This is a genomic window from Ruegeria sp. CK3 (assembly GCF_056536565.1).
On record NZ_JBQFPV010000013.1, the window covers coordinates 34,634 to 55,888 of the forward strand.

The following is a 21,255-nucleotide window of genomic DNA, read 5'->3' on the forward strand; positions in this document are numbered from 1 at the left end:
CGATCACTCGAAGACAAGCTCGGTAATCGCCGTGTCCTGATAGTGCGTGCCGGGGTAGACATCAGTGATCTCGAACACGACCCAGGATACGGCACCATAGTTGGCCAAAGCGCTGGTCTCTTGCCAGTCTGATATGTCGTCGATGGTGAAAGATGTCGTGGAACCATTCGAAAAGCTCAACTTCAGCTCGCGTACACGACTGTTGCGGATGAAGGTCCGTTCCGATTTGGCATAGCCGTTCCGAATCGCCCAGCGGTTGATCCGAGTGGGTGAATCAAAAGCCAGAACGAATGCTTCACCGTATCCATGGCCAGACACACCTTCCACCCAAGCGGTGCGGTGGTCTTGGTCCGTCACATTTCGAGGGCCATAGTTGTTGCTGCCCTGTGCCTTCAAAACTGAACTGAAACACAAATCCGCCCACTGCCCGGCAACAGAAATACCGGTGCAGCTGTTCATAAGCCAACCCGGTGGCGGTGGCACTTCTGGTGCAGGAGGCTCAACCGCTGGTGTTCCAGTGGATGGTGCCTGCCCATTGCGTCGCAGCCATCCGCGCTCAACCGCTGCAAGGCGCTGATGGCGGGGCGGATGGGTCGCTGACCCTTGTGCGGGCAGGGTCTCCCACAGGGACTGAGCCTGCGTCAGGTTGGCCCCAAGTGCGGCAAGAACGAATCCGGCGTATTCATCCGCCTCCAACTCGGTAGGCGGGCGCGACCCTCCTTCGACAATCGTATGTCCCTGAAGATGATGACCGACCTCATGGGCGATCACACCATAAAGCTGCCAATAGGCGTTCGGGTCCGACTCGTACTGCGACAGCCAGTCGGGGTTGAACGCGAGGTACCGCTGTTCTTCAAAGATCACAGCCGCTGCGTTATCGACCTCGGCGGTTTCAAGCACCTCGAAATTCGGCAACAGGCCAGACACGGCCAGGATGCTGTCCACCACACCCCAAACCTGCTGCACCGAAAACGCACTGGACTCGCTGAAGCGGGGCTTTTGCAACGTGATTTCCTTGCAGCCCTCGACCGTGCAAACCACCTGTTGGTCCTCGGCCAAAACGCTACCAGCGGCCAGCGAAAGCAGAAACGCCCCTGCAACAGACTTGACCAAAGCACTCTTCCCCCTTGCCTTACGAGGCAAGCATGGATCGAGTCCCCGCGTCAGGTAAAGCCCACGTTCAAAAAATCTCATTGGTTGTGTTGGTTTAGAGCCCCAGAACATCCACCATGTCATACTGACCCGGTGCCTTGCCCTGCCCCCAGAGCGCAGCTTTCAGCGCGCCACGGGCAAAGATGGCGCGGTCGGTGGCCAGATGGCGCAAAACGATCCGTTCGCCTGGTGCGGCGAACAGGACATCATGTTCGCCCACAATGTCTCCGCCGCGAATGGCGTGAAAGCCTATGTCTCCGCGCTTGCGGGCACCGGTGATACCATCGCGGCCCCGGTCGGCCACATCCGACAGCTTAACGCCACGCCCTTCAGCGGCAGCTTCACCCAGCATAAGCGCCGTGCCCGAAGGCGCATCGACCTTGTGGTGGTGGTGGCCTTCGATCACCTCGATGTCGAAATCCTCATCCAGCGCAGCGGCGACTTTTTTGGTCAGTTGTACCAGTAGGTTGACCCCAAGGCTCATATTCCCCGCCCGCACGATCACCGCATGGCGCGAGGCAGGCTCGAGGGCAGCGATCTGTTCTTCGGTCATGCCGGTGGTGCCGATCACATGCACACACCGCGCCTGCGCAGCCAAAGCAGCAAACTCCAGCGTCGCTTCGGGCGCGGTGAAGTCGATCACGGCCTGCGCCTGCGCGAACGCCTCAAGCGGGTCGTCCGTCACAGTCACGCCCAGCGCGGGGCCGCCCATGGCGGTGCCCACGTCCTGACCGATCCAGTCATGGCCTGCGCGCTCGACTACACCAACCAGACGGGCCTGATCGCTATCCGTCACCGTCTTGATCAGCATCTGCCCCATACGGCCCGAAGCCCCTGTGATGACGATCCCCGGAATATGGGTCATTGCGCTGGTCCTTTTCGCTAAGTCGGCTCAAAGCCTCCTACCCGGTTCGCGCCCGCTTGGCAAAGCCCTGCTTTGCGCTTAGATCGGGGTTTATGGCAAAGAACAAATTCCACGATGGCCCCGGCCCGTCCCAACGACAACTGCGTGTCGGCGAACTGATCCGCCGCACTCTGTCCGAAGTTCTGGCGCGCGGAGATGTCCACGACCCTGACCTGAACCGTATGTCGATCACCGTAGGTGAGGTCCGCACCTCGCCCGATCTCAAGATCGCCACCGCCTATGTGCTGCCGCTTGGCGGCAAGGGCCAAGAAGATGTGATCGACCTGCTCGCCCGTAACAAGGGTGAGCTGCGGCGCATGATCGGCAAAAAGCTGAACCTGAAATTCTCACCCGACCTGCGGTTCCGTCTGGATGACACGTTCGACCGGCTGGATGACACCCGCCGCATGTTCGAACAGGACGCGGTGCGCCGCGATCTGGACGAGTGATCCGTGCGTTTGCGATTCTGGGCGCGATTCTCTGGGCAGCGCAGGCCCATGCGGTCACCTGTGAAAAGCTGACCCATGAGGACAATCGGTATACGGTCTGCGAGGTCGATGCCTCGGAAGACCTGCGCCTGTTTCTGAACGATGACGAAGGCGACTTGCTTGGGCATTTCTCATCGGTGAACGATACGCTCGCGCCCGAAGGCAAACGGCTGGCCTTTGCGATGAATGCGGGCATGTATCACGACGACCGCTCGCCCGTCGGCCACTATGTCGAAAACGGGCAAGAGAAGATGCGGGTGATCCCGAATGCCGGGCCCGGCAATTTCGGATTGTTGCCCAACGGGGTGTTTTGCATTCGCGAGGGCCGCGCTGACGTGTTCGAAACGCTCACTTTCGTGGATCAGGCACCACAGTGCCGTTTTGCTACCCAATCCGGCCCAATGCTGGTGATCGATGGCGAACTGCACCCCCGGTTCCTGCCCGATTCGACCTCGCGCTACATTCGCAATGGTGTGGGCACTAGTGCCGATGGCGACCGCACGGTCTTTGCGATCTCCGATGATTACGTGACCTTCCATGAATTCGGCAGGCTGTTCCGCGACGTGCTGGAAACGCCGAATGCACTGTTCCTCGATGGAAATATCTCGCGCATGTATGAGCGCGCCAGCAACCGGTCGGATATCGGGTTCTCGCTAGGGCCAATCGTAGGCGTCGTCGAAGACGCGCCCTGAGTTTGACAGCGGCAAAACGATCCGCTAACCCGCGCGCCTTAGCAAAAGGCAAGGTGCAAGATGGGACGCAAACGCAAGGGCCGCGACATTTCCGGCTGGCTGGTGGTGGACAAGCCCGCGGGCATGACCTCGACCGCAGTGGTCAACAAGGTGCGTTGGGCGATGGATGCCAAGAAAGCGGGCCATGCGGGTACTCTGGACCCTGAGGCGACCGGTGTTCTGGCCGTGGCTTTGGGGGAGGCGACCAAGACCGTTCCCTACATCACCGATGCTTTGAAAGCCTACAACTTCACCGTGCGTCTGGGACAAGCCACCAACACGGACGATGCCGAGGGCGAAGTAATTGCGCAAAGCGATGCGCGCCCTTCGGACGAGGATATCAAACAGGCGCTCGCTCCGTTTCTTGGGGATATCATGCAGGTCCCACCCAAGTTTTCAGCCGTGAAGATCGACGGGCAACGCGCCTATAAGCTAGCCCGCGACGGCGAAGAGGTGGAGCTGTCCGCCCGCCCCCTCTGGGTCGAGGAACTGATCCTCGTCGACCGTCCCGACGAAGATCACGTGGTGCTAGAGATGACCTGCGGCAAAGGCGGATACGTCCGCTCGATCGCGCGGGATCTGGGTGAGGCTTTGGGATGCCACGGCCACGTCAAGGAACTCCGCCGCATCTGGTCCGGCCCTTTTGAGGCCGAAGATGGGTTGTCCATCGAACAGATCGACGAGATGGCCAAGACCGAGGCGCTGGACGACTACCTACACCCGCTGGAAATCGGCCTCTCCGACCTGCCCGAGTTGAAATGCACTCCCGAAGGCGCCACCCGTCTGCGCAACGGCAATCCGGGCATGGTTCTGGTCTCGGACGTGGAATATGGCGATGAGGCCTGGGCCTCGTTCGACGGCAAGGCCGTGGCGGTGGGCATCTACAAATCCGGCGAGTTACATCCAAGTCGGGTGTTCGTCACCTGAGCCCTGTGCTAGGCGAAGGGCATGATTACCCGAACGCATACCAAGGGCGATGCGCCCTCGACCGCTGTCTACTCGGATTGCGAGAAGTACCGCTACAGCCTGACCCGTGTTTGGGATCCGGCGGGGCGCAAGGCGCTGTTTGTGATGCTGAACCCCTCGACCGCGACCGAGGTACAGAATGACCCCACGGTCGAGCGCTGCGAACGGCGCGCGCGGGCGTTAGGGTTCGGTGCGTTTCAGGTGACCAATATCTTTGCCTGGCGCGACACCGATCCGCGTAAAATGCGCGCCGCCGCTGATCCGGTGGGTCCTGCAAACGACACGGCCATTCTGGATGGCGCCCTATGGGCCGATCAGGTCATTGCCGCCTGGGGCACCCACGGCGCGCATTTGGACCGAGGTCCAGCGGTTGAGGCTCTTCTGCGCGGCACCGGGCAGCCTCTGTTCCATCTGGGCCTGTCCAAAGCGGGGCATCCGAAACATCCGCTTTACATCGCCTATACCCAGCAACCCGAACCCTGGTGACAAAGGGTTAACCACTCGGCCAGCTATGCTTTGACCGATGAACCGTTCGAATGGGACAGTGCCGTCAAGGCGTCTCATTTCTTTCGGAGGGTTCGATATGTTTCTGGCCGGTTTGATCGGATTGGCCGCCGTCGGCGGCGCGGCATACGCCATTGGGGATGTGTTCATCGAAGAAGAGGATGAGCAGGACGAGGGCGCGGAGGACGAAAGCCGGACCGAGATCAGCGAAGGTGAGTTCCTTGACGTGGGCGAGAGCGTCGAGCCAGCGCAGGACAGCGACGCAACCACCACCGGCGGCACCGTGATCTCGGAACATGAAGGCGATCTGGTGATCGCCGGAAGCGATAACGCCGATGTCATAGCCGGGCAGCACGGCACGGACCAGATCAACGGCTATGGCGGTGATGACCACATCATGGGTGGCGATAGCGACGACGTGATGCACGGAGCCGAAGGTGAGGACACACTGTCCGGCGGTCAGGGCGATGACCTTCTACATGGAGAGGCCGATGATGACGCCCTGTTCGGGGATGAGGGCGATGACAGGCTCTACGGTCATTTCGGCGAGGACCATTTGCAGGGTGGAAAAGGCAACGACGCGCTGTATGGCGGGCAGGGCGACGATGATCTGAACGGCGGCGGAGGCAATGATGCCCTGCGCGGCGGCTATGGCAATGACACTCTAACTGGCGGCGCGGGCGAGGATGTCCTCTTCGGCGGCGATGGCGACGACCTGCTGCTGGGCGATGAGGATAACGGCGAGACCGATTATCTGAACGGCGGCGCAGGAGAGGACACGATACTGGCCAAAGACGGCGACGTCGCGACCGGAGGCGCGGGCGCGGATGACATCATCGCCGACACGGAGACATCCGAAGTCACCGTGATGGGCTTTCAACCCGGTGAGGACCGCCTGCTGATCACCTGGGAAGATCAGGACCCACCCGAGATCGAAATCGAACAGGACCCCGAGAATGAGAACCTGACCCGCGTCAGCCTCAACGGCAACGAGGTCGCGCATCTGTTCGGGGCCGACGGGTTGACATTGGACGATGTCCAGTTACTGACTGAGGCCGAATTGGCGGAATACCTGCCCACTGGCTGAGTCGTCAGAATCCCTTTGCCATTCACGCCAAAAGCGCCTATACGCGCCCATCCGCATCGGAATCGGTGCGGTTTTCTCCATGGGCCTGTGCTGGACGACATCCCGGCCTGCGCCATTAACTCTAACCTTTGAAGGAGACCCCGATGTCGATTACTGCCGCTGAAAAAGCACGCGTCATGAAAGAATTCGGCACCAAAGAGGGCGACACCGGTTCGCCTGAAGTCCAGGTTGCCATCCTGACCTCGCGCATCACCACCCTGACCGAGCACTTCAAGACCCACAAGAAAGACAACCACGGTCGTCGCGGTCTGCTGAAAATGGTCGCCCAGCGCCGTAAGCTGCTGGACTACCTGAAGGGTAAGGAAGAAGCACGCTATCAGGACCTGATCAAAAAGCTGGGCATCCGCCGCTAAGATCAGAGCTGATCAAGCTGATATCATAACGCCCGCCGAAACAGCGGGCGTTTTTTTTGGCCTTGCCATGTAGCCAGGGCTGGAAGGCACTGCATGTCTGATACTTGGCTACATCTTGGCTTTTTCCGATTTAAGCGCCAGCCACAGGCAGTAGCACATCATCAGAACCACCAATGTGAACGGGATGCCCGTTGACACCGCTGCGCCTTGTAGAGCCGCAAGACCGCCGCCCAAGAGCAAAGCGATCGCGACCAAACCCTCAAGCGTGCACCAGAACACCCGTTGGATCACCGGTGCATCCATCTTGCCTCCGGCGGTAATCGTATCAATCACCAACGAGCCTGAATCCGACGAGGTCACAAAGAACACGACGATCAATATCAGGGCGATCGGCGCGATGATGCCGTAGAGCGGCAGTTCCTTTAGGAAGCCGAACAGGGCGCCCTCGGGGGCATAGCTGTCGATCACGGTGGCGCGCACGCCTTCGGCTCCGCCTGCGTTCAGCATGTCGATAGCGGCGCCGCCGAAGGTCGACATCCACAGGGCGCAAACCGCCGTGGGGGCCAGTAGCGCGCAGAGGATGAACTCACGCACTGTGCGGCCCTTGGAAATGCGGGCGATGAACATGCCCACAAAGGGCGACCATGCGATCCACCAGGCCCAGTAGAAGGTCGTCCAGCCATGGAAATAGCTGGTGTCTTCTCGCCCAAATGGATTGGATAGTGCCGGTAGATGGGTCACGTAATCCACCATCACGTTGAAATACCGCGAAATGGCTGTACCCACTCCGGTGACAATGATGACGAAAAGGAACAGACCAACGGCCATGATCATGTTGATCTCACTTAGCCGTTTCACGCCCGCATCCATACCCAGCAGGACTGAACCAAGCGCGATCAGCGTAATGCCGATGATCAGCAGGACAGTGACGGTTGGACTGGGTTCGATGCCGAATACCTCGTACAATCCAGCAGCAACTTGCTGCGCCCCTAGACCCAGAGAGGTGGTAAGACCGAACAGCGTGGCAAACACCGCCAGCGTGTCGATGAGATGACCCCACCAGCCCCACACACGCTCACCCAGAAGCGGATAGAAAGCCGAGCGCAAAGTTAGAGGCAGGTCAAGGTTGTAGGCAAAGATCGCAAGGCTTAAACCAACCGCGGCATAAACCGCCCAGCCTTCAAGGCCCCAATGATGGATCGTGCCAACAATACCAATATACTCATTGCCGGGCACTGCGATGTCGATACCCAGGGGCCGGGCGTTCCCTCCTTCGGCAAAGTTGTAGTAAACCGGCTCCATCACGCCGAAAAACAGCAGACCGATACCAATACCGGCGGCGAACATCATCGCGATCCATCCGGCATAGGAATAGTCAGGCTTGGCGTCCTTGCCGCCGATCCTGACTTTGCCGACAGGTAGAACGATCAGAACCAGACAGAACAGGGTGATGGCATTAACTGACAGGACGAGGAACCAGTCAAACGTGCTGGTGAGCCATGGTCTGAGCCAGCCAAAAAAGGCGGCCGCAGCCTCTTGATTGGCCAATGCGATCAAAACGAAAGCAAAGATCAAAATACTCGAGATCAGGAAGACCGGGTTGTGGATATCCAAACCGAATGGCCGGACATTGTCCTGACCCAGTTCATACTCGGTTTCGAAATCGTAGATCCGCGGATCCGGATCCAGCATTTTCTTGGTTTGAGCCATACTTTGCCCCTTTGCTCGCAAGCTGCAAACGCCAAGGTAGTCGGCCGGCTGACGGATATGAGTATGTTACCCCCTTGGCGTATTCCCGTCTCTTCGACCGTGGGTTCAGTGTTAACAGTCTACACTGCATACAGTTTTTTCAAAACTCATTCATTTTTTTGAATCTTACGCCCCTTGGGAACTGACATCTCGCAGCCCCAAAAAAAGCGCTGCGCAGGGTGCTTAAATTCCAGTCTGCACGTTTCTGCCAATCGCAGCGGTTCCCCTTTCCTTTCAACGCATTCTCATGTATGCGCGCGGGTATCTGAGACGTTGTGCCCTGACCCCGGCACTCGAATGGAAGATAAAGTGGGGTCGGCGGCAATGGGGCCGCCATGCAAACCGGAGACCCGCAGGGGCGGGAGTGCTCCGTTCTAGGATACGCATATGTTTGATGTAACTAAGAAATCTATGCAGTGGGGCGAAGAGACGCTGACACTGGAAACAGGCAAGGTTGCCCGTCAGGCGGACGGCACCGTGATTGCCACGCTGGGCGAAACCAGCGTCATGGCCAACGTGACCTTTGCCAAGCAGCAAAAGCCCGGTCAGGACTTTTTCCCGCTGACCGTCCACTATCAAGAGAAATACTATGCCGCCGGTAAGGTTCCGGGTGGCTTCTTCAAGCGCGAGGCGCGCCCGACCGAGAAAGAGACGCTGACCGCGCGTCTGATCGACCGTCCGATCCGCCCGCTGTTTGTTGATGGCTTCAAAAACGAAGTTCTGGTGATGTGCACCGTGCTGAGCCATGATCTGGTCAACGACCCCGACATCGTTGCAATGATCGCGGCATCCGCTGCCCTGACCATTTCCGGCGCGCCGTTCATGGGCCCGATCGCCGGTGCCCGTGTTGGTTTCGTGGATGGCGAATACGTCCTGAACCCGACCGTGGACGACATGCAGGACCTGCGCCTGAACCCCGAACAGCGTCTGGACCTCGTTGTTGCCGGTACCAAGAACGCCGTGATGATGGTGGAATCGGAAGCTTACGAGCTGTCCGAGGCTGAAATGCTGGGTGCCGTGAACTTCGCGCATGAGCAAATCCAGCCGGTTCTGGACCTGATCATTGATCTGGCCGAAGAAACCGCGAAAGAGCCGTTTGAATTCGTCGCCCCCGATTACTCGGAGCTGTACGCCGCTGTTTCGGCCGCCGGTGAAGAGCAGATGCGCGCCGCTTTCGCGATCACTGACAAGCAAGAGCGCACCGCCGCTGTTGCCGCGGCCCGTGAAGCGATCAAAGAAGCGCTGACCGAGGAACAGCTGGAAGACGCGAACCTCGGCTCGGCAATGAAAAAGCTGGAAGCTGGCATCCTGCGCGGTGACGTCGTCAAGGGCGGCAAGCGCATCGACGGTCGTTCGACCACCGATGTGCGTGCCATCGAAGCCGAAACTTCGCTGCTGCCGCGTACACACGGTTCCGCCCTGTTCACCCGTGGTGAAACTCAGGCGCTGGCCGTGACCACGCTGGGCACCGGTGACGATGAGCAGTTCATCGACGCGCTGCATGGCAACTTCAAATCGAACTTCCTGCTGCATTACAACTTCCCTCCCTATTCGGTGGGTGAAGTGGGCCGCGTTGGGTCGCCTGGTCGTCGTGAAATCGGTCACGGCAAGCTGGCATGGCGCGCACTTCAGGCGGTTCTGCCTGCGCCGACCGACTTCCCCTACACTGTTCGCGTGGTGTCGGAGATCACAGAATCCAACGGCTCGTCATCGATGGCTTCTGTCTGCGGCGGTTCGCTGTCGATGATGGATGCGGGTGTTCCGCTGAAAGCACCGGTTGCCGGTGTTGCCATGGGTCTTATCCTGGAAGATGACGGCGAATATGCTGTTCTGACCGACATTCTGGGTGACGAAGACCACCTGGGCGACATGGACTTCAAAGTGGCGGGTACCGAAAACGGCATCACCTCGCTGCAGATGGACATCAAGGTCGCTGGTATCACGCCGCAGATCATGGAAACCGCTTTGGCACAGGCCAAAGAGGGCCGGATGCACATTCTGGGTGAGATGGGCAAAGCCCTGTCCGAGACCAACGAATTCTCGGTCCACGCTCCGCGCATCGAGACCATGAACATCCCGACCGACAAGATCCGCGAAGTGATCGGCTCGGGCGGTAAGGTCATCCGCGAAATCGTTGAGGTTTCGGGTGCCAAGGTCGACATCAACGACGACGGCGTCATCAAGATCGCCTCGCCGGATGGTGAATCGATCCAGAAGGCCTATGACATGATCTATTCGATCGTGGCCGAGCCGGAAGAAGGTCAGATCTACACCGGTAAAGTGGTCAAGATCGTCGACTTCGGTGCCTTCGTGAACTTCTTTGGCAAGCGCGACGGTCTGGTCCACGTGTCCCAGATCGAAAACCGCCGCCTGAACCATCCGTCGGATGTTCTGAAAGAAGGTCAGGAAGTTAAGGTCAAACTGCTGGGCTTTGATGATCGCGGCAAGGTCCGCCTGTCGATGAAAGTCGTCGATCAGGAAACCGGCGAAGAGATCGTTCCCGAGAAGAAAGAAAAGAAAGAAGACGCAGAGTAATCTGTTCCTCTTTCAAATGATTAGGGCCCCGGTGAAACCACCGGGGCCTTTTTTGTGCTACAGTGCCGCCCAGGAGGAGGGTTGGCGATGTCTAACAAGGACCAGATGGATGAACTGGCGCGGCTGTACCTACAAGCCATCGAAAGCGGCGACCTGCCCGCGATGCTGAACCTGTTCGCCGAGGACGCGACGGCAACCTCTCCGATATCGGGCAAGCAACCGGCGCGGGACTTCTATACCAACGTGATGAACATCACGAGCGATCGGTCCACCCTTCACAAGAACACCTTTGCCGACACATCCGGTGCGCCGCAAATGGCGGTTCATTTCAACTACACGCGCACCATCCGAAACGGGCACCCTGAAACGATTGAATGCGTAGACCTGTTTGAACTGACCGAGGATCAAACCCGGTTCCAATCGGTGCGGATCATCTACGACACCGCCCCGGTTCTTGTGGATTTTGGTGAAGCCTGATCCTTAGTGCGCCACCCCAGACGGACCGTGCTTCATGACATGCCACTGACCATAGCTGTCGTTCAAATCCAACTTGATCGCCGCGTCGGCCTTGGTCGAGGCACTGCCGATCTCGGCTAAGGTAAATTCAATCCCGCCTGGAATGTCGATCCGCACGCGATGTGGGCCACCACCATGCGGCGCTTCAATGGGACGGCCGGTCGAGTTCAACACATCACCGATGGACACCTTGGCGGTACGCTCCTCCATATCCATATCGAAATCTATCGGCAGAAACAGAGTCTCATGCACGGTTTTGCACATCGCACGGAAGACGAACCAATGGGTCGCCATCTCTTCGGTCTCTTCCCCGTGAAAGACCTTTTCTAGTGCGGCCCTCTGCGCATCTGACGCGCTTGGATCGATGATCACCTGCATCTCGCCGCCGCCCTCAAAGATCGGCCCCGGCCAGGCATAGATCAAAGCGGCCTTAGCACCCGTTAAGTCGGTATCTCCAAAATGGCCTTTCGAGACTTCAAGCACTTCGAACCCACGGCAATTGCCCTGTGTTGGAAGTTCCTCGAACTGGCAAGGGCACGCGTAACCGCAATTACAGTTCCCAAAAGCATCACCTTCAACATACCAATCTGTAAAAGCCATCGCCTTCTCCTGTGTTTCACAGTGTGATCGCCCGATGGTGCGGATGCCTGGTTTGTCTGCCTATCGCACCGTAGCATATTTCTGTCCTTTCAAGAACCGGTCGCCAAAACCGCTCGCACTAGTTCAGCTTGAAAAAAATGAACGCCCATTTCTCTCGCGTTGCTCTTCCCCCTCACGCGCCCGTGTTCTATTCACGCATCATGCGATCCTTTGTCATCCATATGTCTACCAGCACGGCCCGCCGCGCCAACGCAGACCAGCTGTGCAAGGACCTGCCGAATGCCGAACTCTTCGAGGCTACCAATGGGCGCGACCCGGACCAGATCGCAGATGTGCGCCTGCATCCAGGTACTTTGCACAAACCGCACTACCCGTTCGACCTCCGCCCGGCAGAAATCGGCGTGTTCCAAAGCCACCGACGTCTCTGGCAGAAACTGGTGGATGAAGAGATCGACCTGGCCATCATCACCGAAGATGACCTGCGCGTCGATCCTGACAAAATGGCCCAAGCAATCAAAATGCTGCACGCCATCGCCACCCCGGATCACTATATCCGCATCCCCGTCAAACAACGCGAAGTCGCGGCCCACACACTGGCCGAGCAAGACGGCCTAAGCCTGATCCTGCCCAAAGTGATCGGCCTGCAATGCGTCTGTCAGATGGTCGGCCGCAATGCCGCCAAACGGCTCTTGAAAGCGACCGATCAAATCGACCGCCCCGTGGATACATTCCTGCAAATGCACTGGATCACCGGCCAGCCAATCCATGCCCTTCTAGGCACCGGAAACCGCGAAGTGGCTCGCGATATCGGCGGCTCGACCATCCAGACGAAACCACCCTTCTCAGACAAACTGACCCGCGAAGTCAAACGCGCCGCTTACCGAGCACAGCTCCACCTGCACCCGCAGCGCCCGCCTGCTTCATCTGGCTGAAAATATCCTCGGGGGGAATCGCGCTCAAGCGCGATGGGGGGCAGACAGCCCCCCTGACCCGACCTAAATCAGGACGGAGCCTTGGTCTTGCGCAGATACGGGAAGATCGTCTCGAACTCACCAAACTTCGCCTTGGCGTCTTCGTTCGAAACGGTCGGCGGGATGATCACGTCCTCACCCGGTACCCAGTTCGCGGGTGTCGCAACACCCTTCGACGACATCTGCAATCCGTCCAGCGCCCGCAGGATCTCAGCAAAGTTCCGACCAACAGTCATCGGATAGGTCATCGACAGTTTCAACTGCTTGTCGGGCCCGATAATGAAAACCGAACGTACGGTGGCGCTATCCGCAGGGGTGCGGCCGTCGGGCAGATAGGCCTCGGCGGGCAGCATGTCAAAGGCCTTGGACACCGCCAGCCCGTCATCTGCAATGATCGGGAAACCGGGGTTTGCCTTACCATAGGCTTCGATGTCTTTCTTCCACTTCTTGTGGTCCTCGACCCCGTCGACCGAAACACCGATCACCTTGGTATTGCGCGCCGCCCATTCGTCGTTCAGCTGGGCCACAGCCGAAAACTCGGTGGTGCAGACCGGGGTGAAGTCCTTGGGATGCGAGAACAGGATCGCCCAGCTGTCACCAATCCAATCGTGAAACTGAATGGTGCCCTGATCCGTCTCTGCGGTGAAATTCGGGACCGTGTCGTTGATACGCAAACCCATGGTGCAACTCCTTCTTTGGTTACTGACCGAGTCGAATGCAGTGAACCTAACCACTTTGCGCCAGAGTTAAACCTTCCGCAAAAGTCTTTTTCCGGGACGTCGCCAAACAAATTTGATCAAATTACCCCCTTGCCGCGCCTAAGAACGAATGACAGACTGCGCGGCAAAACCAGTCTTTGACATCACGGCCCGGAGGAAACGCCATGATCGAAAAACGCGATTTCTACATTAACGGTCAATGGGTTGCCCCATCTGAGGCGAATGATTTCGAGGTAATCAACCCCTCGACCGAGGAACCCTGCGCGGTGATCTCCCTCGGCTCTCAGGCCGACACTGACGCCGCCGTTGCCGCGGCCAAGGCGGCCTTGCCCGGCTGGATGGCAACGCCGGTCCAAGAGCGTATCGCCATGGTTGAAAAGCTGGCCGACCTCTACATGACCCGGTCTGAGGACCTGGCGCAGGCCATGTCGCTTGAGATGGGCGCGCCGATCGACATGTCGCGCACGGCTCAATCCGGTGCCGGGATCTATCACCTCAAGAACTTCATCCGCGCCGCCAAGGCGTTTGAATTCGAGCGTCCCTTGGGCGATCACGCCCCCAATGATCGCATCATCTATGAGGCAGTAGGCGTCGCCGGTCTGATCACCCCGTGGAACTGGCCGATGAACCAGATCACCCTAAAGGTCGGCGCGGCGGCGATTGCTGGCTGTACGATGGTTCTGAAACCGTCGGAGCAGAGCCCCCTGAACGCAATGATCTTTGCCGAGCTGATGGACGAGGCCGGTTTCCCACCCGGAGTATTCAATCTGGTGAACGGCGATGGCGCGGGTGTCGGTTCGCAACTCTCTGCGCATCCGGATGTGGACATGATCAGCTTCACCGGCTCGACCCGCGCGGGCACTGCGATCTCAAAAAGCGCTGCCGATACCCTGAAGAAGGTGCATCTGGAGCTGGGCGGCAAAGGCGCCAACGTGATCTTTGAGGATGCGGATGAAAAGGCCGTGAAACGCGGCGTACTGCACATGATGAACAACACCGGCCAAAGCTGCAACGCCCCCAGCCGGATGCTGGTGCAGCGCCCGATCTATGACAAGGCCGTTGAGACCGCAGCCGAAGTAGCCAACAATGTCACGGTCGGCCCGGCCACAGAGGAAGGCCGCCATATCGGCCCCGTTGTGAATGAGCTTCAGTGGACCAAGATTCAGGATCTGATCCAAGCCGGTATCGATGAAGGCGCGCGGCTGGTCGCAGGTGGCACCGGACGGCCCGAGGGGCTGAACAAGGGCTACTATGTGCGCCCGACGGTGTTTGCCGATGCCAACAACCAGATGACCATTGCGCGGCAGGAGATCTTCGGCCCGGTCCTGACCATGATCCCCTTCGACACCGAGGAAGAAGCCGTCGAGATCGCCAATGACACGCCCTATGGCCTGACCAACTATGTCCAGACACAAGACGGCGCGCGCGCCAACCGCATGGCGCGGGTGTTGCGGTCCGGGATGGTTGAGATGAACGGTCAGTCGCGCAGCGCGGGATCTCCGTTCGGCGGGATGAAGCAATCCGGCAACGGCCGCGAAGGCGGCGTCTTCGGCCTTGAGGATTTTCTTGAGATCAAAGCCGTCGGCGGCTGGGCAGCAGAATAGCCATATGGCCTGATCCAGAAAGTTTGGTGAGGCTCGGGCAGAGCCTCACCCTTTTTTAGGCTGGACGTACAACCAGTTGAGGTTGCCCGTCCGACGTCCTTTGCGCTGAGCGCCCATCCCAACCGATCACCCCGGTTACACGTTGGCGGTAGGCGGAAAAGCTCTCGAACTGCACCACATCGACGGGCGTTTCAAAATGCAGCGTAACCCTGCGGTTAGATCCATCACCCAACAGGGTCATGCCGCGTATTTCGGCTGAGAACGGCTGCCCCAGATATCGCCCTTCGACCCGATCTCCGACACGCAAGTGCATGCGGTTTCCAGCTTTGGCGTGCAGTGTATTCCAATCCCGAACGCCATATTGATGGGCCAGCATCTCCATCGCTTCGCTGTGTGACAGGGTCACCTCTTTGGCGCGCAGGTCTTCACGCAAGCGCTTGGCCTGCGCTTTCAACTCGTCCACAGGTGGGATCGTCTTTTGTATCGTCATCATGTGCCTCGTTTCCTTGAACGGGCGCGAAATCAGGACGGGGTTCGCATTGCCATCCGCGCGCCGTGAAAGTGGCAACAGATGTTCATATTCAGGGTTTCACCATAGCCAAAGGCCGCGAACGGCAGGGGACCCAAACCTTGCTCGTCCTTTGGCACTGCTTGGTTGGAGAGTCAATCAGGCATCCGCCTGCGCAGCCTCATAGGCCAGCATCGCGCGCTTCACCGGCAGACCCCAATGGTATCCGCCCAGACCGCCCGACTTGCGCAAGGCCCGGTGACAGGGGATCAGCCAGCTAACCGGATTGCGCCCAACCGCTGTCCCCACCGCGCGCACCGCCTGGGGCGACCCCACCCGCTGCGCGATCTCTGAATAGGTTGTGACCTGACCCGAGGGGATGTGCATCAGCGCCTCCCACACCTTGATCTGCAGGGGCGAGCCGATCAGATGCAGTGGTGTCTCGGACCGGTCCGCGCCAAAGGAGGCCTCGACCCAAGGACGCAGCTTTTCGGTATCCTCAACGAAATTGGCCTTGGGCCAGCGCGCGGTCATGTCCTCCATCGCGGCGGCCTCGCCGGTTTCTGCACCGAAGGCAATTCCACAGATGCCCTTATCAGTTCCCATGACCAACGCCGGACCAAAGGGGCAATCGAACCATCCCCAGTAGACCGTCAGCCCCGCGCCTTTGCGGGCGTACTCACCGGGGCTCATGGATTCCCATTTCAGGAACAAATCATGCAGGCGGCCGCTGCCGGACAGGCCGACATTATGGGCGGTCTCCAACGTGGTGAACCGTTCCCGCAGCAGCGCCTTGGCATGGCCCAGCGTGAGATATTGCTGGTACCGCTTCGGCGACACCCCGGTCCAGCGCGAGAACAGGCGCTGGAAATGGGCGGGACTCATGCCCATCTGGCGGGCCAGTTCTTCAAGGCTGAGGGTTTCACCGCCCTGATCAATTAACTCGATCGCGCGGCGCATGACGTTGTAGTGATATCCGCTTTCGGGGGTCTGGACGTTCATGGCTTTCACCTCATCTGTTGATCCAAACCATAACGCGCAGCTCACGCCCCCGCGACCCGGAACTTGCGCATTGGCTTTGGGCTTGTGTCATTGGCCCTTGGGCGGCATTAAGGCTCGGATGGCAAAGCAACTCGACTACCACACGATCCGCGAGATCTTTACGCGCTTTCAAGAGGCCGACCCGGAACCCAAGGGCGAGCTGGAGCATGTGAACGTCTACACTCTGGTCGTGGCAGTGGCGCTTTCGGCGCAGGCGACCGATGCAGGCGTCAACAAAGCCACGCGCGAGCTGTTCAAGATCGCGGACACCCCGCAAAAGATGCTGGATCTGGGCGAAGAGGGCCTGATCGAGCACATCAAAACCATCGGACTGTTCCGCCAGAAGGCCAAGAACGTCATCAAGCTCAGCCGCATTTTGGTCGAGGATTATGGCGGCGAGGTTCCCAATTCTCGCGCTGCGCTGCAATCCCTGCCCGGTGTCGGGCGCAAGACAGCCAATGTGGTTCTGAACATGTGGTGGCGGCAACCAGCGCAAGCGGTGGACACGCATATCTTCCGTGTCGGCAACCGCACTGGTATTTGCCCCGGCAAGGACGTAGACGCCGTCGAACGCGCCATCGAGGACAATATTCCAGCCGACTTTCAACTCCATGCACATCACTGGCTGATCCTGCACGGGCGTTATCACTGTAAAGCACGCAAACCGATGTGCGGAACCTGCATCATCCGCGATCTCTGCCAATTCGAGGACAAGAATCTATGAAAACCTACCAGCTCACTGGCATCGGAAATGCCGTTGTGGACGTGATTTCCCAGGCTGATGACAGCTTCCTTGAACTGATGGGCATCGAGAAAGGCATCATGCAACTGATCGAGCAGGAGCGCGGCGAAGTGCTCTATGCCTCGATGGAAGGTCGGGTGCAGACGCCGGGTGGGTCTGTCGCGAACACCATTGCGGGCGCGGGTGCGCTGGGTCTGGATGCGGCCTTTATCGGACGGGTACACGATGACGCGCTGGGTCGCTTCTACGCCGACGCGATGAACGAAGACGGCGTGGATTTCGTGAACCCGCCTGTGCCGGGCGGCGAGCTGCCTACCTCACGCTCGATGATCTTTGTCTCGCCCGATGGCGAGCGGTCGATGAACACCTATCTGGGAATTTCCTCGGAACTGTCGTCTCAAGACGTTTCGGACGAGGTTGCAGGAAACAGCCAGATCATGTTCCTCGAGGGGTATCTGTTTGACAAAGAGAAGGGCAAGGCCGCGTTTCTTGAGGCCGCGCGTGCCTGTCACAAAGGCGGCGGCAAGGCCGGTATCGCCATTTCAGATCCTTTCTGCGTCGAGCGTCACCGGGTTGATTTCCTGCTGCTGATCGAGAACGAACTGGACTTCGTGATTGGCAACGAGGCTGAGATCAAATCGCTGTTCGAGACCTACGATCTTGAGGACGCACTGGCCAAAACCGCCGCAATCTGTCCTCTGGTCGTCTGCACCCGCTCGGGCGACGGCGTGACGGTTTTGAACGGCGACACCCGTCACGATGTTGCCGTCGAAAAAGTAGTGCCCGTGGATGCGACCGGCGCAGGCGATCAATTCGCCGCCGGTTTCCTGTACGGCATGGCCACTGGCCGCGACTATGAGACCTGCGCCAAGATCGGCAATGTCTGCGCGCGCGAAGTGATCAGCCATATCGGTCCGCGCCCTGAAGCCAACTTGCAAGAATTGCTGCGAGAAGAAGGATTGCTGTAAAGCGCTAAGCCGGAACAGCGCCGACCCGCGGGGAGGCGCATCCGGCCTCCGATATTAAGAGCTTTATCGCGGCCAGATTCTGATAGGCTCAAGCTGCGCCCAACGCTGCAAAAGCGCCGCCCCGAGGGGGCGGGTCGGTGCTGGCGCGGCGGCCTGCGGCCTTTGCTCCGCGCCGTTAGGAGCCAGCCCCTGCGTCATTCAACGCCCAATCATATTCATAAACATTCACACGTCGGGCTTGTTTGAGGCGCTGTTGCAACTCCGGGTCGGCTGCTGTTCCGAGATAGGCAATTACTGCCTGTTCATTCGGCCCAAAATCCTCGCGGAACCAGATGTAGATTTTCGACAGGATCAGCTGCCCCCGATCATCGAACCGCGCCCCGCGCGGGTCGTTGACATAGGCGCGCTCGGCGGCGGCAAGATCGCGTTCCAAGGTCTTGGCCTCCCAGGCGCGGGCCATCAGGTTCGGGCACCCGACCGCTGCACAATTCAGCGCGTAGTGAATGCGCGGCTCATTGAAAGTTGGTCGGATGATGCGGTGTTCAATGTCGTTGAGGGTCAGACTCTGACCCGACACCACAGTCAACGGGCGACCCCAAGGGCCGATCGACAACGGCCCATCCTTGATGTCGCGGATCGACGCGACCGGGTACGCCTCAAGCACCACATCCACCGTCAGCGCGTTGTAGAGGTTGATCCAATAGGCCAATTGGTGATCGCGGGTCAGATCAGCCGGGTCCACGGCCTGCAGCTCGGTCAGATAGTCATCCAGCAGCGCATTGTCAGCCGCGCTCACCAGTCCATAAGCCACCCGGTTCACACCGCGCGCATCGCGGGCCACATAGCGGGTCAGAAAGCGGGTCCAATCTCCATGATCCACCCTCTCACCCGGAGGGGGCGCGGCGCGGGTCAGGGCCGAGTCGGGCAAGGGCGTCGCGGCGGGCAATGCCAGCCGCTCAACACTGGCACAGGCGGCCAAAAGCGGCAGCAGCATCAAGATGAGAACCTGTCTCATGAAGCGTCCTTTCGGCTTTGACGGGCGGCGCGCAATTGCCCTTTGAGGCGTTTCAGCGGAGCCACCTCGGGGTCTTTCAGCGCGGGCAAGTCCGGACGAGCCGACAGGCCGCGCGTCGCCGCGTTCCACCAATAGGTGCCCATCGGGCTGTCCACCCGATCCGGCGCGGCCAGATGCTGATCGCGCTGTGCGTTGTGGACGCACATGGAGAGCGGCCCATTGGCTGTCGCAACGATGAACACGCAAGAGGCGCAGCGGTCTTCCTCTAACGCATCCGCAGCCATGAAATTGTGGATGAACACGGCCTGCCGCCGCACCGGGCCGCGGAGCACCCCCGACCCCAGCCGCAGAAGGCAGCCCGCCAGATGGCTAAGCGCCCAAAGGGCCAGGAGTGGATTGCGGCGGATCAGGCGTCCCACGCTGGGGCGGATGCGGATATGGGCGTCCTGCCCTGTATCAACCTCCTCAAGCGCCGCAATAACCCTCTGAACCAAGCGCTGGTTCGACAGTAACGACACGGCCTTACCCCCCACTGACAGCACGCTGCTGTACCGGTTGCAGCTGGAATGCGCGACGGCCGCCGAGTCGAAATATAAAGACGTGCCATAACCCTGCTCGACCGCGCGGATGACGCTGTTTTGTGTGATTGCATCGGGTCGCGCCCGCAACACACCGCGCCCGGTATCCGCCTGCATCTGGAACGAGACAAAACCCACCTCGGGCTGGCCCCGCAAGAACCGAGCCAAAGCAGGGATTTCAGCAAAGTTGCCGCCAAAAACGGTTGTGTTGAAGAGAATACGCAGCCCCAAACCGCGCGCCCGGTCGATATAGGTTTTGCGCACGCGGTTAAGCTCCATTTCGGAGGCGAACCCGTTGCGCTCTTGCGTCATGTCCACGTGAAAAGCCACGTCATCCAGCCCCGCCGCGGCCAACCGTGTCAGCATCGCCCGGCTGGCGCGGATACCGTTGGTCATCAGGCAGGAGCGCATGCCCAGCCGCCTGATCTCGCGGCAGAGTGCCTCAAGATCGTCAACCTTACGCAGGGTCGGGTCGCCGCCGGTCAATTGAACGGAAATACCCCGGCCATAGTGGCTGCGGATCGTGGCAATCCGCGCAAACAGGACCGAAAGCGGAGGATCATAGGTCATCTCGGCCCGGTCCGAGAGGTAGCAGAGCGTGCAGTCCAGATTGCAGCGCTGCGTCACCTCAAGCGCGACACAGGCCATCGGGTAGAACCGTCCTGCCGTCTGAGAGGGACCGAACTCTCCGCACCCGCGCAATCCCTCACGCAGAGGCGCACGCCGGTCCAAGCCCTGAAATCGCCGTCCGGCGGGTTTGATTGTGATGGGGTCTGGCAGGGTGTATCTCATGCCTCCAAGCTAGAGGCACGCCTTGACCCGAACCACGCCCCCTCACGGCAACGTGCAGGCTGGTGATCAGCTCAGATGATCCGCAAAACCCGCAATCACCTGCTCGTAGACCGCGCGCTTAAACGGAACGATTTCTTCGACCAGTTGATCCGGGGCCTGCCATTTCCAGCTGGTGAATTCGGGATGATCCGTTGCAATATTGATCTGGTCGTCATGGCCGTTGAAGCGCAGCAGAAACCATTTCTGCTCTTGCCCGCGATAACGGCCTTTCCAGATTTTTGGGACGATGTCGTGGGGCAGATCATAGGGCAACCAGCCGTCAGTCTCGGCCACGACCTCGACCAGATCAGCAGTCACGCCAGTTTCTTCCCACAGCTCGCGCAGCGCTGCGTCGCGGGGGTCTTCGCCCTTGTCCACCCCGCCCTGAGGCATCTGCCACGCGTCCTTGTGGAGGTCATTGCGCTGCCCCACGAAAATCTTGCCCTCGGCATTCATCAGCATCAGACCGACACAGGGGCGATAGGGCAGTTTGGCGATCTCTTCCGGGGTCATGCGAGGCCTCTTGGATAGGGTTCGCGACCTCTCTATCAAGCCGCGCGACGGGCGCAAAGGGGATGACGTTAGGTTTCGCGTGACAATGTTTACGCGAACGTCAATCTATTCCTCAACTTC

At 59.4% G+C, this 21,255-nt stretch carries 22 protein-coding genes; 12 read left to right on the forward strand and 10 right to left on the reverse strand.

Annotation, left to right across the window (positions count from 1 at the left end):
- Window positions 1-3: 3 nt before the first annotated feature.
- Both ACR0C3_RS19460 and dapB read right to left on the reverse strand, forming a co-directional pair.
- Window positions 4-1,113 carry an NADase-type glycan-binding domain-containing protein gene (locus ACR0C3_RS19460; RefSeq protein ID WP_480760055.1) on the reverse strand — a complete coding sequence of 370 codons (1,110 nt, stop codon included), beginning with the start codon at window positions 1,111-1,113 and terminating at the stop codon, window positions 4-6.
- Between the two features lie 94 nt (window positions 1,114-1,207).
- Window positions 1,208-2,017 (reverse strand): 4-hydroxy-tetrahydrodipicolinate reductase, encoded by an 810-nt coding sequence (gene dapB, locus ACR0C3_RS19465; protein WP_480760056.1) that lies wholly within the window; start codon window positions 2,015-2,017, stop codon window positions 1,208-1,210.
- A 92-nt stretch (window positions 2,018-2,109) separates the two neighbouring features.
- Between dapB and rbfA the strand changes: the two genes are divergently transcribed.
- The 6 genes from rbfA (at window position 2,110) to rpsO (ending at window position 6,245) form a co-directional block, all read left to right on the forward strand.
- The gene (rbfA, locus tag ACR0C3_RS19470) at window positions 2,110-2,505 is read left to right on the forward strand and encodes a 30S ribosome-binding factor RbfA (protein ID WP_170379347.1); all 396 of its coding nucleotides are present in this window, start codon (window positions 2,110-2,112) and stop codon (window positions 2,503-2,505) included.
- Window positions 2,502-3,236, forward strand: a complete 735-nt coding sequence (locus ACR0C3_RS19475; RefSeq protein ID WP_480760058.1) for a phosphodiester glycosidase family protein — start codon at window positions 2,502-2,504, stop codon at window positions 3,234-3,236. The genes rbfA and ACR0C3_RS19475 overlap by 4 nt, the downstream gene beginning before the upstream one ends.
- A 60-nt stretch (window positions 3,237-3,296) precedes the next feature.
- Window positions 3,297-4,202, forward strand: coding sequence for a tRNA pseudouridine(55) synthase TruB (gene truB / locus ACR0C3_RS19480; protein ID WP_480760060.1), 906 nt, complete (start codon window positions 3,297-3,299; stop codon window positions 4,200-4,202).
- A gap of 21 nt (window positions 4,203-4,223) precedes the next feature.
- Window positions 4,224-4,727, forward strand: coding sequence for a DUF1643 domain-containing protein (locus ACR0C3_RS19485; RefSeq protein WP_480760061.1), 504 nt, complete (start codon window positions 4,224-4,226; stop codon window positions 4,725-4,727).
- Between the two features lie 97 nt (window positions 4,728-4,824).
- Window positions 4,825-5,832, forward strand: coding sequence for a calcium-binding protein (locus tag ACR0C3_RS19490; protein WP_480760063.1), 1,008 nt, complete (start codon window positions 4,825-4,827; stop codon window positions 5,830-5,832).
- 143 nt (window positions 5,833-5,975) lie between these two features.
- Entirely contained in the window at window positions 5,976-6,245 is a 270-nt protein-coding gene (gene rpsO, locus ACR0C3_RS19495; RefSeq protein WP_170379357.1) for a 30S ribosomal protein S15, read from the forward strand.
- A 108-nt stretch (window positions 6,246-6,353) separates the two neighbouring features.
- Here the strand turns inward: rpsO and ACR0C3_RS19500 are convergent, their stop codons facing one another.
- A complete protein-coding gene (locus tag ACR0C3_RS19500; protein WP_170555456.1) occupies window positions 6,354-7,955 on the reverse strand; it encodes a BCCT family transporter in 1,602 nt (533 codons plus the stop codon).
- Window positions 7,956-8,381: 426 nt separating this feature from the next.
- Between ACR0C3_RS19500 and pnp the strand changes: the two genes are divergently transcribed.
- Together pnp and ACR0C3_RS19510 are read left to right on the forward strand one after the other, a co-directional pair.
- Window positions 8,382-10,529, forward strand: coding sequence for a polyribonucleotide nucleotidyltransferase (pnp, locus tag ACR0C3_RS19505; RefSeq protein WP_170721927.1), 2,148 nt, complete (start codon window positions 8,382-8,384; stop codon window positions 10,527-10,529).
- Window positions 10,530-10,616: 87 nt separating this feature from the next.
- Complete coding sequence (locus tag ACR0C3_RS19510; protein WP_170473105.1) at window positions 10,617-11,006, forward strand: nuclear transport factor 2 family protein; 390 nt, start codon at window positions 10,617-10,619, stop codon at window positions 11,004-11,006.
- 3 nt (window positions 11,007-11,009) lie between these two features.
- On the opposite strand, the gene ACR0C3_RS19515 is transcribed toward ACR0C3_RS19510, so the two are convergent.
- Window positions 11,010-11,645 carry a DUF1326 domain-containing protein gene (locus ACR0C3_RS19515; protein WP_480760065.1) on the reverse strand — a complete coding sequence of 212 codons (636 nt, stop codon included), beginning with the start codon at window positions 11,643-11,645 and terminating at the stop codon, window positions 11,010-11,012.
- Window positions 11,646-11,845: 200 nt separating this feature from the next.
- Between ACR0C3_RS19515 and ACR0C3_RS19520 the strand changes: the two genes are divergently transcribed.
- Window positions 11,846-12,577, forward strand: coding sequence for a glycosyltransferase family 25 protein (locus ACR0C3_RS19520; protein ID WP_480760167.1), 732 nt, complete (start codon window positions 11,846-11,848; stop codon window positions 12,575-12,577).
- A gap of 68 nt (window positions 12,578-12,645) precedes the next feature.
- On the opposite strand, the gene ACR0C3_RS19525 is transcribed toward ACR0C3_RS19520, so the two are convergent.
- Window positions 12,646-13,296 (reverse strand): peroxiredoxin, encoded by a 651-nt coding sequence (locus ACR0C3_RS19525; RefSeq protein WP_170459651.1) that lies wholly within the window; start codon window positions 13,294-13,296, stop codon window positions 12,646-12,648.
- Window positions 13,297-13,499: 203 nt separating this feature from the next.
- On the opposite strand from ACR0C3_RS19525, the gene ACR0C3_RS19530 reads away from it, so the two are divergent.
- Entirely contained in the window at window positions 13,500-14,939 is a 1,440-nt protein-coding gene (locus tag ACR0C3_RS19530) for an aldehyde dehydrogenase family protein (protein WP_480760066.1), read from the forward strand.
- A 55-nt stretch (window positions 14,940-14,994) separates the two neighbouring features.
- Here ACR0C3_RS19530 and ACR0C3_RS19535 read toward each other — a convergent pair whose 3' ends face one another.
- Complete coding sequence (locus tag ACR0C3_RS19535; RefSeq protein WP_480760068.1) at window positions 14,995-15,429, reverse strand: glyoxalase superfamily protein; 435 nt, start codon at window positions 15,427-15,429, stop codon at window positions 14,995-14,997.
- A gap of 177 nt (window positions 15,430-15,606) precedes the next feature.
- Window positions 15,607-16,449: a bifunctional helix-turn-helix domain-containing protein/methylated-DNA--[protein]-cysteine S-methyltransferase gene (locus ACR0C3_RS19540; RefSeq protein ID WP_480760069.1), complete on the reverse strand. Its 843-nt coding sequence runs from the start codon at window positions 16,447-16,449 to the stop codon at window positions 15,607-15,609.
- 118 nt (window positions 16,450-16,567) lie between these two features.
- On the opposite strand from ACR0C3_RS19540, the gene nth reads away from it, so the two are divergent.
- A complete protein-coding gene (nth, locus tag ACR0C3_RS19545; RefSeq protein ID WP_480760070.1) occupies window positions 16,568-17,212 on the forward strand; it encodes an endonuclease III in 645 nt (214 codons plus the stop codon).
- Entirely contained in the window at window positions 17,209-18,198 is a 990-nt protein-coding gene (locus ACR0C3_RS19550) for an adenosine kinase (protein ID WP_480760072.1), read from the forward strand. The genes nth and ACR0C3_RS19550 overlap by 4 nt, the downstream gene beginning before the upstream one ends.
- Before the next feature lie 175 nt (window positions 18,199-18,373).
- On the opposite strand, the gene ACR0C3_RS19555 is transcribed toward ACR0C3_RS19550, so the two are convergent.
- The 3 genes from ACR0C3_RS19555 to ACR0C3_RS19565 form a co-directional block, all read right to left on the reverse strand.
- Entirely contained in the window at window positions 18,374-19,213 is an 840-nt protein-coding gene (locus ACR0C3_RS19555; RefSeq protein WP_480760073.1) for a DUF547 domain-containing protein, read from the reverse strand.
- Window positions 19,210-20,583, reverse strand: coding sequence for a radical SAM protein (locus ACR0C3_RS19560; RefSeq protein WP_480760075.1), 1,374 nt, complete (start codon window positions 20,581-20,583; stop codon window positions 19,210-19,212). Before ACR0C3_RS19560 ends, ACR0C3_RS19555 begins: the two co-directional genes overlap by 4 nt.
- 66 nt (window positions 20,584-20,649) lie before the next feature.
- A complete protein-coding gene (locus tag ACR0C3_RS19565; protein ID WP_480760076.1) occupies window positions 20,650-21,135 on the reverse strand; it encodes an RNA pyrophosphohydrolase in 486 nt (161 codons plus the stop codon).
- Window positions 21,136-21,255: the final 120 nt, after the last annotated feature.